Consider the following 12,908-nt stretch of genomic DNA (forward strand, 5'->3'; position numbering starts at 1 on the left):
AGACTGATCCCTCAAGCCACCTTGCGCGCCAGCGAAGCCAGCCGATGCGTCACGTCCCGCGGCCGCTCCTGCGGCAACATGTGCCCGGCGCCGGGGTACATCCACAGCCTCGCGCTCGGTAGCTCGGCCGCGATCCGGTTCGCATGCCGCGGCGGCAGCAGCCGGTCGCGCGTCCCGTGCATGATCTCCACCGGGATCTGGTCCAGCACCTTCAGAGCATCCGCCCGATCGTGCTGCAGGATCGCCTCGAAGAACCCGCTGTACGAAAGCCCCGGCAAGAGTGCGAGCTCGTCGACGAAGAGCGCGATCTCCGCCGGGTCCGCCTTCTTGCCGAACACGACCTGCCGGAGCGCCGGCCGCTGGACGAGCGCGCCGACCAGAGCTTTTCGTTCCGCGGCGCCCCGGCGCGTCCGCGGCGCGACGTCCAACGCCTTGGCCGCAAGGCGTTCCACCCTGCGGTCCACTCGGCTGCCGACGACTTTCGCGATGCGGGGAGCGATGCGGACGGCGGCTGGTTCGAAGCGGGACGGGATGCCGAAGGCGCCGCGGGCGGCTTGGCCGGACGACGTGCTGACCAGGACGGCGGCCTTGATCCGCGCGCCGAAGACGTCCGGGCGTTTGTCGGCCAGCTCCATCAGCGTCATGCCGCCCATCGAGTGCCCGGCGTAGACGACCGGCCCGTCGCCGACGACGTCGTCCAGCACGGTGACGAGGTCGTCCGCGAGCTGCTCGATGCGTAGCGAGCCCGCCGGCGCCGCGTCCGAGCGGCCGTGCCCGCGGTGGTCGTAGGTCACCACGCGGACGTTGTCCGCGCCGAGGATCCCCGGCAGGCTGTCGACCTGGTTGTGCCACGATCGCGTCGAGCAGGTCCAGCCGTGGACGAGGAGGACCGTGACCGGCGCGGTGGCCGGGCCGGTGGTCTCGACGTTGAGGTGGATGCCGTCGGTGGTGGTGACTCCCGAGCACTCGGCCTGAATTGTCACGCAGTCTCCCGTTCCCGGTCGCCGGCGGCGAGGTGGGCGGCGCGGAGACGCCCGCCCCGGGCGCCGCGGCCGACCAGCCAGGCGATGCCGGCGAGCTCCAGCAGACCGACCACGCCCAGCAGGGCGTAGCCGCCGTTCCACATCCATCGTGGCACGTCGGTGCGCTCTTCGCGCCGCAACGTCAGCTGTTCGTTGACGAATTCGACCGTCTGCCCGTCCGAGACCTGGATCGCGGGCTTCTCGATCGCGGCGTCCTCCGGCGCGTACACCCACATCGCGACCATGTCGCGCTGCCCGGTGTGCAGCCTGATCATCGACTTCCACTTGCCGTACATCGGCAACGCGTCGGTGGACCGGTACGTGCCGTCGGCAACCTTCTCCATCGGGTGCAGGATCCGCCCGCCGCCCTGCCAGGCGAGCGCCTCGAACCAGCGCGCGTCGTCCGCGGCCGTCGCCGGGTCGAGTTTGACGGTGACGTACGCCGTCGGCTCGGCGCCGGTGGCGACGCGCTCGAGCGAGACCGTCGCGGTCACGCCCGGCTCAGCGGATCGCGGGACGCAGAAGAAGATGATCCCGACGACCGCGACCAGGCCGATCGCGCCGAGTTGATGCGTCCGGCGGATCGCGGCCGGACGGGTGCTGCGGACGTCGGTCGACCGCGGCTCACCCGCGACCTCGGCGTACCGGGTGGCCAGCCAGGCCCCGACGAGCCCCGCGCCGGCGCCGACGAACAGGCCGAACCCGAGCGCGGACGGCAGCAGCCCGGACGGCCAGGCGATCGGCATCCAGACCTGGCTCCAGGCGTACTCCGCGGTGACGCCGACGGTCCCGATCAGGGCGCCCGCGACCAGGCCGAGCCGGAAGCGGTTCTTGTTGCCGAGGGCAAGGGCTACGGCCTCGACCAGGATCGCCTCGACGATCAGCAGCGGGAAGTGACCGAGGATCTCGCCGAGCGGCTGGTCCACCGCCCAGGCGATCCCGCCGCGGACGGCGAGGTAGATCGCGAGCGCGCCGAACGTGACGCCGGGGCCGCGGCGGGCGCGCAGGATCGTGAAGCCGAGCGCCGCGCCGAACGCGATCAGCAGCGGGTGCAGGATCAGCGGGAACTGCGGGACGCCGTAGTTGAACTCGGTGCTGAACAGGTCCCAGGCGATCAGCAGGGCGCCGACCGACGCGATCTCCTGGAACATCCGGCGCTTGTTCATCCCCATCAGCTGCTCGACCTCGGCGACCGCGAGCAGCCGGGCGAAGATCGAGAAGACCACGCCGCCGATCATCAGCAGGTGGGTCGGGCCCCAGAGCGTGACGTCCTCACCGAACAGCCGGTGCCAGGTGTCGTCGAGCGGGAAGCCGACCAGCGCGAAGGTGCCGCAGACCAGGATCAGCGCCGCGCTGCACGGGATCCGCCAGCTCTTGGTCAGCTTGATCGTGCGGGCCGGCAGCGGCTTGCCGGCGAGCGCGATCGGCAGCACGCCGGTCACGATCACGCCGAGGATGCCGAAGAAGATCGGATAGTGCGCCGGCGTCCCGAACGGGCCGGTGTCGCGGCCCTTGTCGATGTGGACGGCGATGTCCCACCAGACGCCGAAGGCGCAGGACAGCAGCGAGACGACGTGCAGGTACGGCGACAGCGCGGCCCATCGGGGGACTCCGTCCAGTCGCCCGATGGTGTCCGCGAGCCTGCCGACGAGCGTGGCGCGCCCGGTCCGCTCCCGCCAGAGGAAGACGGCCAGTGCGACGTACAGCAACCCGACCACACCGGTCACGATCGCGATCTGATCGAAGGACGCCGTACCGGTCGTGGCCAGCGGGATCGCCATTTGTCGCTCCTTCGGGACATTAAGTATGCGCCATGGCAGATGTTACATACCCTATGTAACGTGTCATCTGGAAGACTGTCAAGGGTGGAACCAGACGAGGAGTTCACCGTCGACCAGCTCGCCGCCAAGGTGGGCATGACGGTGCGTAATGTGCGGGCCTACGCCGGGCGCGGGCTGATCCCCCCGCCGCGGCTGGCCGGTCGCACCGGGTACTACGGCCACGACCACGTGGCCCGGCTCACCCTCGTCCAGGAGCTGCTCGGCAAGGGCTACACGCTGGCCGCCGTCGAGCGGATGATGAGCGAGCTGCCGGACGGCGCGATGGCGCTCGGCGTCTTCGAGACGCTCGTCAACCCGTGGACGCCGTCCGAGCCCGAGGAGCTCGACGAGTACCAGCTCGCCGAGCGGGCCGGTATCCCCCACGACCCGGTCATCATCGCCAAGCTGGTCGAGCTGGGCATCGCCGAGCGGATGGACGACGGCCGCCTGCGGATCCCCAACCCCGACCTGCTCCGCACCGGCCTCGAGGTGATCAAACTCGGCGTCCCCCTGGACGCGATCTTCGCGATGCTGCCCAAACTCTTCGCCCAGGCCGACGCCGTCGCCAAGACCTACGTCGAGCTCTTCCGCTCCACCGTCTGGCGCGAGTTCGCCGACGCCGGCCTCCCCGCCGAAGGCTGGCCCGAGATCCAGCGCACCCTCGAGAACATCATCCCCCTGGCCGGCCAGGCCCTCGTCGCCGCCTTCCGCGAAGCCATGGCCCGCGAGATCGAGGTCGTCGCCTACGAAGAACTGGGCCTCGACCCCACCACCCTCCCCTCCACCGGCTGACGACATGCCAAGACCCGGGGAGATTCCCCGGGTCTTGGGTCCGACGGGATCAGCCGGCGAGGGCTACGGATTGGGTGGCTTTGAGGAGGGCGGTGCCGAGGAGTTTGTAGTCGGTGGGGACACCGCCGACGGTGATCTCGAGTTCGGCCTTGTTGCTGCCGTGCTGGCCGAGGTAGCGGGTGGCGACCCAGCGGGTGGTCTTGCCGGAGCGGTAGGTGTAGACGACCGTGGTCATGGTCAGGCGGCCCTGGCTGTTGGTGGACTGCATGCGGGCGGTGTAGACGTTCTGGATCCGCAGGCCCGGGGTGCCCTTGAGCGCGGCGACCTTCTGCCGGGCCTTGGCCTCGGTGGTCGGCGGTACGTCGGGGCGGGTGAAGTCGAAGCGGATCATCCGGTTGGCGGTCGGGTCCTGGAAGGCGGTCTTCTCGCGGCCCTGGTCGACGTGCTTCCAGGTCTTCGGCAGGACGGCGGTCGCGTGGCACTCCTTCGGCTGCGAGCACTCGAAGTAGCGGTAGCCGTAGCTGATCGCCTGCGCGCTCGTCACCTGCGTCTGGCTCGTGGTGTTCGTCGTGCCGGCCGAGCTCGGCAGCATCGTCGCCGCCAGCAGCCCACCCGATCCGAGCACCGCCCCGACACCCGCCAGTACACCGAAACGCTTCTTGTTCATATGAGCCCCCTCAGCTCCGCGTCGGCCCTTCGTGGTCCGACGCCGAACTAGACGCACACTCGAGGGAATTAGTTGGCGCGGCCGGCAGGTCGCCGAGGTCGGCGTCCCAGTCGTCGTCCGCCAGGTCCGGATGCTCGGCCTCGTGCCGCTTGGCGATCCGGATGAACGCGATGATCAGCAGGATCGGCCCGAGCACCATCGCGGTCTCGGGGACGCCGCCCATGTGCAAGGCGATCACGAGGCCGTCACCAGCGCGATCCCGCCGGCCGTGAAGGCGACCATCGCGGCCAGCATCGGGTACTGCGCCTTCCGCAACTGCCGGCGCCGGAACAGACCGGCGGCACGATCGTGGGCGGACACGACCCCGAGTACGTGTCCGAGCACGATCGCGCCGATCTGCACTCCAGCGATCAGGCCAGTACCCAAGAACGCGTAGTCGATGCGCATCCCGCTCGTCCCGAGCAGATCCCAGCCGCGGCCGAACGGGTCCGTCGCGAGCAGGACGCCGTCCTGTCCCTGGAACATCGCGAACGAGAAGTAATGCGCGACCGCATAGCCGATCGCGATGGGGACGAGCGAGTGCACGAACGCGCCCGGCAGCCCAGCCGAGCCAACTGCGCCCGGGCGGATCTCGGCAGCCCCGGTGGTCCGCGCGGCGAGGATGAAGAGCGCGGCCACGAGCGCGACCGCGACGAGTAGGCCGAGCGTGTAGACGACCAGATGCCCGCCGCGACTCAGATCGCTCGTCCGGCTCGTCCAGACTGACCAGCGCGAGACGCCGTCGAAGGCTGTCGAACCGAGCAACAGACAGAGCAGCGCGACGAGCCCCGACCGCTGCGGCATGGTCGCCAGCCCGGCCAGCGGGTTGCGCAGCACGATCCGCCCGGCGTCGTCGCGGCCCCATGGGCTGAGCCGCGCCAGGACCTCGGCGTACACCTCGAAGGTGTCGCCGATCGCGAACCAGGCCGGGCCGTAGACGATCCCGGCCGCGATGTTCAGGACGGCGTACGCCGTCACGTACGCCGCGACCACCAGCGGCTCGGACGCATCCGGGTAGACAAGCTCCAGCCAGACGAACCCGGCCAGCCCAGCCACCGCGGGCCAGTACGCGATCCGCTCCGGCAGCGCCCGGTACGACGTCCGCCGGACCAGGCCGGCGATCGTCCGCAGCGGGTTCGCGAATCGCCAGACCGGACCGAAGAGCAGGGACAGCGGGATGATGCCGACCCAGATCCACACGTACAGCCAGGTCGGCGCCGGGTTCTCCGCCGGGGAGGCGCTGCCGAACCAGGCCGCGCCGACCAGCAACGCCAAGGCGAGGACGCCGAGCAACCGCACGACCCACCGCGTCGCGCGGGCGTCGACCACCTTGGTCAGGACGGCGAGCGGCGTACCGCCCACCGCTTCGAAGCGCGGGCGGGACCAGAAGGCCGCGAGCGCGAAGAACGACACCGCGACGGCGGCGCCGGCCGAGTAGATCGCCAGCCAGAGCGGCACCGGCAGATCACCACGCCCGCCGATCCCGTGCATCGGCACCAAGAGCTCCAGCACGCCGGCACCCTCCGATCAGGTATCTGACCGATCGAATGTAACACGCACAATGTCACATAGCGAGGGTTCGATATTCGCCCGCGTCGAAGTGCCGGGTGAGCTGCCGAAACCGGAAGGTGAAGGTCGGCCAGAGGGTCGTGTTGCGGCCCTCGGCGTCCAGGTACCAGCTGGTGCAGCCGCCGCGAGTCCAGATCGTGTTCTGCATCGACGAGCGGACCTCGTGGACGAACTGCCGCTGCACCTCCGGCCGAACCTCGACCTCGCGCAGACCCTGGCTGTCGATCGTCTTCAGCGCGTCCAGGATGTAGGCGATCTGGGACTCGATCATGAACACCATCGAGCTGTGGCCGAGGCCGGTGTTCGGGCCGATCAGCAGGAAGAAGTTCGGGAAGCCGGCGATCGCCGTCCCGAGGTGGGCCTCCATCCCCTCTGACCAGGCGTCCCGGAGCGAACGGCCCTCACGGCCGTAGAGCATGTCCATCACCGGGAGGTCGGTGACCTTGAAGCCGGTGCCGTAGATGATCGTGTCGACCTCGTGCTTCACGCCTTCGGTGTCGACGATGCCGGTCGGGGTGACCTCGGCGATCCCGTCGGTGACGACGTCGACATTCGGCTGCGCGAGCGCGGGGTAATACTCGTCGGAGAGCAGGATGCGCTTGCAGCCGAGGGTGAAGTCGGGGGTGAGTTTGGCGCGCAGTTTCGGGTCGCGGATCTGGCGATCGAGATGCGTCTTGGCGACCTTCTGCGCCTGTTTCATGATCGCGGGCAGCTTCGCGAAACCGAGCACGAACGACTCGCGCGCCCAGTAGATACCGGTCCGGATCGCCTTCTGCGCAAGGGGAAACCGGCGGAAGACGGCGCGCTCGGCAGCGGAGATCTTGCGGTCCGGCCGGGGCATCACCCACGGCGGCGTCCGCTGGAACAGGTGCAGCTCCTCGACCTCGGGCTGGATCGCCGGGACGAACTGGATCGCGGACGCGCCGGTGCCGACCACGGCGACCTTACGGCCGGCCAGATCGAGGTCGTGATTCCAGCGCGCGGAGTGGAAGACCTCGCCCTCGAAGTTCTCGATCCCGGGCAGCTTCGGGTCCGACGGCTCGGCGAGCGGACCCATCCCGGACAGGACGAACTGGGCGACGAAGTCCCCCTGATCGGTCTCGACCCGCCACTCGCCGTCCACCCAGGTCGCCTTCTCGACGGTGTGACCGAAGCGGATGTGCGGACGGACGCCGTACCGATCGGTGACGTCGCGGAGGTACTGCTCGATCTCGGGCTGCGGGGAGAACGTGGACGACCAGTCCGGATTCGGGGCGAAGGAGAACGAGTACAGATGCGAGGGGACGTCGCAGCGGCAGCCGGGGTAGGTGTTGTCCCGCCAGGTGCCGCCGACGTCGTCCGCGCGCTCGAGGACGACGAAGTCGTCGTACCCCGCCTGCTTGAGGCGAACCGCCATCCCGATCCCGGCGAACCCGGTGCCGATGACCACGATCCGGTGCTTGTTCTCCATGGCAGGCCTCCTCGCGGACGAACTTACTCCGAGTAAGTTACCCAGAGTCAGTTACGATGTGCAAGTGACGTCGACCACGGAACACCAGACCCCGAAACGCCGGCGCGACCGCGCCGCGCGGGAGCGGGAGATCCTCGCCGCGGCCGAGCGGATCTTCGGCGAACGCGGCTACCAGGGCACCTCGATGGACGACGTCGCCGCCGCGGTCGGGGTCTCGAAACCCCTGATCTACCAGTACTACGGCTCCAAGGACGGGCTCTTCCTCGCCTGCCTGGCCAGCCTGCGCACCCAGCTCCTGGAGTACGTCGCGGACGCCGTCATGGCCGCCGCCGATGTCGAGGACGCGCTCTACGCCGGTTTCGTCGCCTGGTTCCAGTTCCTCGACGACCACCCGCAGGCCTGGTCGGTCCTGATCGACGAGGGCATGCTCGCCGCCGGCCCGATGGCCGCCGCCACCGACGAGGTCCGGAACGCCTTCATCGAGCTGATCTCGACCATGGTCCGCCTCAACCTCCCGCCGGACCGCCCCACCGACGCCGAAGAGATCGAGATCCTCGCCCACTCCATCTCCGGCGCCACCGAACGCCTCGCCATCTGGCGCTCCCGCACCCCCAACCCCCCAACCCCGCAAAAAGTCGCCCGCACCCTCCAAGACCTCCTCTGGCAAGGCCTCAAAACCCTCAGCCAGACGTAGCGCCGGCCCCTTACAGGCCCGGCGCCACTCGCGTCAGATCCGCCGCCAGCTCCCGCTGTTGCCCATCCACACGTCACCGTTGCTGTTACTGGCGAGCACCGCACCGGAAACGGCCGCATTCAGGAGTGCTCCGTCACTCGCCTGAACCCACCGCTGGTTCAATCCACTGTTGCAAGTGTGCGGATAGACGCTGGAGCCGGATGCATCCAGACAGCGGTTGGTCCCCACGTTACGGATCGTCATCCAGCCGCCGCCGGCGTCAACCAGGTCCCATTTGTGACCGGGCAGGGCGCACGGACCGACCCCGGTCCGGATCGAACCGTTGTCCAGCAGACAGCGGCCGGTACCGGTGTGCTGCAACGCGAAGACGGCCTGCGGGCCGACCACTTGCTCGTTGACCGGGGCCGCCGTTGCCGTCGCGGCGCCGGCGACCGGGAGTGTGAGGGCGAGGGCGACCGCCGAGACCACCGCGCCGCGTCGTGCCGAGATTCGCATCGCGTTCCTCCAACGTTGTAGATTCAGGTCGATTCACCTTAAGGAGCATCGGCCCGCGCCTCACGCCCTTCGATGCAGACCGAAACGGCGGACTCGGGAGCAGGCCACTTCGGCTACGGCAAGCGCTGTCCGGAAATTTCCGGAACCGGTACCGCTTTCCCAGCGGGGGTTTCCGGGGCGGGTAAGAATGCGCATTCTCGTATGTCACGACACCTTGACGCGCCTGTGACCGGCGAGCAAACTAACGGCACTTCGGTCAGATCTTTTCTATATTCGCCTTCGCCACAAGCCGCCCCCAGGAAGGTGCCGAGACGACCGTTCGACGACTCCTGCCTGCCGTCGGACGGGCGGTCGGGTGCGGTGCGAGGGATCCCTCCGAAAGGAACCCGCCCCCATGAAGTCATTCACCCGAAGCCGGCTCGCCGTTGCGGCGCTGGCGCTCGTGACCGGTACCGCCGGTCTGGTCGGCACTCTCGCGACGACGAAAGCCGAAGCCGCGCCCGCTGCTGCCGCCGCCCCCACGGCAGTCACCGCGGCCGAGGCTCTGCCCGCCGGTTTCAAGAGCGTCGGCTACATGCCGTCGTGGTCGGGCAGCGTCACCGCGATCCAGTACAGCAAGCTCACCCACATCAACTACTCGTTCGCGCTGCCGAACTCCAACGGCACCCTGCAGGCCATTCCCGACCCCGGGAAGCTGAACCAGCTGGTCAGCCTCGCGCACCAGAACGGCGTCAAGGTCTCCCTCGCGATCGGCGGCTGGAACAACGGCAACGACTCGGCGTTCGAGGCGCTGGCGACCAACGCGAGCTCGCGGACGACGTTCGTGAACGCCGTCATGGGCGCCATCAACCAGTACAACCTGGACGGCGTCGACATCGACTGGGAGTACCCGGATCCGGGCGTCTCGGGCGACCGCTTCACGCTGCTCATGCAGCAGCTGAGCACCACGTTGCACAACAACGGCAAGCTGCTCACCGCGGCCGTCATCTCCGAGGGCGGGACGGCGAACGGCGTCCAGCCCGCGGTCTTCGGGTACGTCGACTGGCTGAACATCATGGCGTACGACGGCGGCAGCCCGCACGCCAACTACAACTGGTCGATCGGCGCGATGAACTTCTGGAAGAACCGCGGTCTGCCGAAGGCCAAGGCCGTCTTCGGCGTCCCGTTCTACAGCCGGCCGACGTACGTCGCGTACAAGGACATCGTCGCGCAGAACCCGGCCAACGCGAACGTCGACTGCTACAACAACGGCGGTCAGCAGTGCTACAACGGCATCCCGACCATCAAGCGCAAGACCGAGTGGGCGGTCGCGAACGCCGGCGGCATCATGAACTGGGAGCTGTCCCAGGACGCCACCGGCAGCCTCTCGCTGCTCAGCGCGATCTTCGACGCCGCCGGCGGCACCCAGAACCCGCCGACCGGTAAGACCGGCCAGATCAAGGGCATCGCCGGCAAGTGCGTCGACGTCGCCGGCAACAACAGCGCCAACGGCACCGCCGTCCAGCTCTGGACCTGTGGCAGCGGCTCCGGCCAGACCTGGACCGTCAGCTCCGACGGCACCATCCGCGCCCTCGGCAAGTGCCTCGACGTAGCCGCCGCCGGTACCACCAACGGCACCCTCACCCAGCTCTACGACTGCAACGGCACCGGCGCCCAGACCTGGCAGGCCCAGTCCAACGGCAACCTCCGCAACCCCGCCTCCGGCAAGTGCCTCGACGCCACCGGCCAATCCTCCGCCGACGGCACCCGCCTCCAGATCTGGACCTGCGCCACCAGCGCCAACCAGCTCTGGACCCTCCCCGCCTGACCGACCACCGGCCCGGGGATCTGCAGATCCCCGGGCCGACCCATGCGCTGGCAACAACCGGTCGGCACCCTCCACGCGGTGCGAATTCGCCGCACAGTGGTGCCATGCACCCAGCCGGAACGCACCCCCAGGCAGCCGACGCGCCCCGCTTCCGAGCGGACCCCGGGTACGGCGTCGCGGCGTCCGTCGCGATCGTCCTGGCCGCGGTCGCCAACGTCGCGTCGACCGTGGCGGACTGGCGGACGGCGTCCGCCGTAGCGCAGTTCGCCGTCGACCGGATCGACAACGGGCGACTGGAGGCGGTCGACCGATTCAGTCTCATCACGAGTGGCATCTACTTCGTCCTGTTGCTGACCGCCGGATCGCTGTTCATCGTCTGGCTGTGGCGCGCCCGCCGGAACGCCGAGTTCTTCTGCGACGGTCAGCACCAGTACCGCCGCGGCTGGCTGATCGGCGGCTGGTGCGTCCCGATCGTGTCGTTCTTCGTACCGCGGCGCGTAGTCAGCGACATCGCGGTGGCCAGTGATCCCTGGACGTCGCCGCGCGGGGTCTGGCTGGAGACCCGGAAGTCACCGGATGTCTCGAACTGGTGGGCCTTCTGGCTCCTGCAGGGCATCACGGGCTGGCTGTCCGCCGTGATCGCCAACGGCGCCGTCAGCGGTCGCGGATCCGACGTCACCTCCGGCCTGTACGCCGCCGCCCTGTGCGCCACGGTGAGCAGCATCTTCTGTTGTATCGCCGCGTTCCTGGCGATCCGGGTGATCCGGATCATCAACGGCGACCAGAACACCCGGCCGCGAATCCCCTGGTGGCAAACCCCTGAGCCCTGACCCTGAGAACCGGCTGACGGATGTCATGGGGTGGTCGTGACGGCTGAGCGAGGGACGGGACGGCGTCCCGCCGCAGGCTGGTCGTATGACGACAACCAGTGCGGTCAGCCTGAGGGGTGTGACCAGGAAGTACGGGACGGTGCAGGCCGTGGCCGGGGTGGATCTGGAGATCCGGGCCGGTGAGGTGGTGGCGCTGCTGGGGCCCAATGGGGCGGGGAAGTCGACGACCATCGAGATGTTGCTGGGGTTGGTGCGGCCGGATCAGGGCGCGGTGCGGGTGTACGGCGGGACCCCGGAGGAGGCGATCGCGCAGGGGCAGGTCGGGGTGATGCTGCAGAGCGGCGGGATCATCGAGGACGCCAAGGTCGGTGAGCTGCTGAATCTGGTGGTCGGACTGCACAAACACCCCATGCCGGTGGACGAAGCGCTGGACCGGGCCGGGATCGCAGACCTGCGCGACCGGAAGCTGAAGGGGCTGTCGGGCGGTCAGCAGCAGCGGGTGCGGTTCGCGATGGCGATCGTCCCGCAGCCCGACCTGATCGTGCTCGACGAGCCGACGACCGGGATGGACGTCGAGTCCCGGCGCGACTTCTGGGCGTCGATGCACGCCGAGACCGCCCGCGGCCGAACGGTTCTGTTCGCGACGCACTACCTCGAAGAGGCCGACGCGTACGCCGATCGCGTCGTCCTGATGCGGAACGGGAAAGTAGTTGCCGACGGCACCGCCGCGCAGATCAAGGCGAGCGTCTCCGGCCGGACGATCCGGGCCACCGTCCCGAACGCCGACCTCACCACGCTCGCATCCCTCAACGGGGTAAGGACTGTCGAGACCCGCGGCGACGTCGTCCTGCTCCAATGCGCGGACTCCGACGCGACGCTGCGCTACCTGCTCGCGAACACCCGCGCGCACGACATCGAGGTCACCTCGGCCGACCTCGAGGACGCCGTCCTCGCGATCAGCGCGGAGCAGGAGGCCCTGGCATGAACCGCACCTACCTGATGTTCGACATCCGCCGCACGCTGCGGAACAAACGCGTACTGCTGTTCTCGATCCTGATGCCGGTGGTCCTGTTCGCGATCTTCGGCCTGACCATCCCGGACGACGCCAGCACGGGCGGCATCTCCGCGATCGCCTACGTGATGGTCAGTATGGCGATGTTCGGCTCGATGTCGGCCGCGATGAGCAGCGGCGGCGCGATCGCGGCCGAGCGCGACGGCGGCTGGAACCGGACGCTGCGCCTGACGCCGCTCAAACCGCAGGCCTACGTCGCCAGCAAGGTGATCCTCTCGCTGCTGCTCGCGATCCCGCCGCTGCTGATCGTCTTCCTCTTCGGCCGGATCGTCGGTCACGTCCACCTCGGCGCGAGCCAGTGGCTCACCGTCGCGCTGGTCTCCTGGCTCGGCGCGCTCCCGTTCGCCGCGATCGGCCTGGTGATCGGGTACGTCGCCAAACCGGACAGCGTGCAGCCCATCACCGGCCTGAGCACGATGCTGATCGCGGCCTTCGGCGGGCTCTGGCTGCCGGTCGACCAGATGCCGTCGCTGATGAAGCACATCGCGCAGCTGACCCCGGCGTACTGGACCGGCCAGACGTCGCGCAGCGCGCTGACCACCGCCGGTGTGGACACCCAGGCCCTGCTCGTCGTACTCGCGTGGACGGTCGTCCTCGGCTTCATCGCGTTGCGCCGCTTCCGCGCGGACACCGCGCGAGCCTGAGGACGTG

13 protein-coding genes are annotated in these 12,908 nt (G+C 69.0%); 6 read left to right on the top strand and 7 right to left on the bottom strand.

Features of this window, described 5'->3' with window-relative positions; genetic code table 11:
* Positions 1 to 11: 11 nt before the first annotated feature.
* Together ACZ6ZD_RS24500 and ACZ6ZD_RS24505 are read right to left on the bottom strand one after the other, a co-directional pair.
* Positions 12 to 983 carry an alpha/beta fold hydrolase gene (locus ACZ6ZD_RS24500; protein WP_465675837.1) on the bottom strand — a complete coding sequence of 324 codons (972 nt, stop codon included), beginning with the start codon at positions 981 to 983 and terminating at the stop codon, positions 12 to 14.
* On the bottom strand, positions 980 to 2,803 hold the full coding sequence (locus ACZ6ZD_RS24505; RefSeq protein WP_465675839.1) for a hypothetical protein: 1,824 nt from the start codon (positions 2,801 to 2,803) through the stop codon (positions 980 to 982). Before ACZ6ZD_RS24505 ends, ACZ6ZD_RS24500 begins: the two co-directional genes overlap by 4 nt.
* A gap of 84 nt (positions 2,804 to 2,887) precedes the next feature.
* Here ACZ6ZD_RS24505 and ACZ6ZD_RS24510 point away from each other — a divergent pair, with 84 nt between their 5' ends.
* Positions 2,888 to 3,634 carry a MerR family transcriptional regulator gene (locus ACZ6ZD_RS24510; RefSeq protein ID WP_465675841.1) on the top strand — a complete coding sequence of 249 codons (747 nt, stop codon included), beginning with the start codon at positions 2,888 to 2,890 and terminating at the stop codon, positions 3,632 to 3,634.
* Between the two features lie 49 nt (positions 3,635 to 3,683).
* On the opposite strand, the gene ACZ6ZD_RS24515 is transcribed toward ACZ6ZD_RS24510, so the two are convergent.
* From ACZ6ZD_RS24515 to ACZ6ZD_RS24530, 4 genes are read right to left on the bottom strand one after another with little or no spacing between them, the layout of a single operon-like run.
* Positions 3,684 to 4,301 (bottom strand): hypothetical protein, encoded by a 618-nt coding sequence (locus ACZ6ZD_RS24515; RefSeq protein ID WP_465675842.1) that lies wholly within the window; start codon positions 4,299 to 4,301, stop codon positions 3,684 to 3,686.
* Between the two features lie 10 nt (positions 4,302 to 4,311).
* Positions 4,312 to 4,539 carry a hypothetical protein gene (locus ACZ6ZD_RS24520; protein WP_465675844.1) on the bottom strand — a complete coding sequence of 76 codons (228 nt, stop codon included), beginning with the start codon at positions 4,537 to 4,539 and terminating at the stop codon, positions 4,312 to 4,314.
* The gene (locus tag ACZ6ZD_RS24525) at positions 4,536 to 5,852 is read right to left on the bottom strand and encodes a hypothetical protein (RefSeq protein WP_465675846.1); all 1,317 of its coding nucleotides are present in this window, start codon (positions 5,850 to 5,852) and stop codon (positions 4,536 to 4,538) included. The genes ACZ6ZD_RS24520 and ACZ6ZD_RS24525 overlap by 4 nt, the downstream gene beginning before the upstream one ends.
* A 52-nt stretch (positions 5,853 to 5,904) precedes the next feature.
* A complete protein-coding gene (locus tag ACZ6ZD_RS24530) occupies positions 5,905 to 7,359 on the bottom strand; it encodes a flavin-containing monooxygenase (protein ID WP_465675848.1) in 1,455 nt (484 codons plus the stop codon).
* A 64-nt stretch (positions 7,360 to 7,423) separates the two neighbouring features.
* Between ACZ6ZD_RS24530 and ACZ6ZD_RS24535 the strand changes: the two genes are divergently transcribed.
* A complete protein-coding gene (locus ACZ6ZD_RS24535; RefSeq protein ID WP_465675850.1) occupies positions 7,424 to 8,053 on the top strand; it encodes a TetR/AcrR family transcriptional regulator in 630 nt (209 codons plus the stop codon).
* Between the two features lie 33 nt (positions 8,054 to 8,086).
* Here ACZ6ZD_RS24535 and ACZ6ZD_RS24540 read toward each other — a convergent pair whose 3' ends face one another.
* Positions 8,087 to 8,548: an RICIN domain-containing protein gene (locus tag ACZ6ZD_RS24540; RefSeq protein ID WP_465675852.1), complete on the bottom strand. Its 462-nt coding sequence runs from the start codon at positions 8,546 to 8,548 to the stop codon at positions 8,087 to 8,089.
* A gap of 394 nt (positions 8,549 to 8,942) precedes the next feature.
* Between ACZ6ZD_RS24540 and ACZ6ZD_RS24545 the strand changes: the two genes are divergently transcribed.
* The 4 genes from ACZ6ZD_RS24545 (at position 8,943) to ACZ6ZD_RS24560 (ending at position 12,901) form a co-directional block, all read left to right on the top strand.
* Positions 8,943 to 10,355 carry a glycosyl hydrolase family 18 protein gene (locus ACZ6ZD_RS24545; protein ID WP_465675854.1) on the top strand — a complete coding sequence of 471 codons (1,413 nt, stop codon included), beginning with the start codon at positions 8,943 to 8,945 and terminating at the stop codon, positions 10,353 to 10,355.
* A 104-nt stretch (positions 10,356 to 10,459) separates the two neighbouring features.
* Positions 10,460 to 11,185: a DUF4328 domain-containing protein gene (locus ACZ6ZD_RS24550; RefSeq protein WP_465675856.1), complete on the top strand. Its 726-nt coding sequence runs from the start codon at positions 10,460 to 10,462 to the stop codon at positions 11,183 to 11,185.
* An 85-nt stretch (positions 11,186 to 11,270) separates the two neighbouring features.
* Positions 11,271 to 12,170, top strand: a complete 900-nt coding sequence (locus tag ACZ6ZD_RS24555) for an ABC transporter ATP-binding protein (protein ID WP_465675858.1) — start codon at positions 11,271 to 11,273, stop codon at positions 12,168 to 12,170.
* The gene (locus ACZ6ZD_RS24560; protein WP_465675860.1) at positions 12,167 to 12,901 is read left to right on the top strand and encodes an ABC transporter permease; all 735 of its coding nucleotides are present in this window, start codon (positions 12,167 to 12,169) and stop codon (positions 12,899 to 12,901) included. Before ACZ6ZD_RS24555 ends, ACZ6ZD_RS24560 begins: the two co-directional genes overlap by 4 nt.
* Positions 12,902 to 12,908: the final 7 nt, after the last annotated feature.

This window comes from Kribbella sp. NPDC104218 (assembly GCF_055584105.1).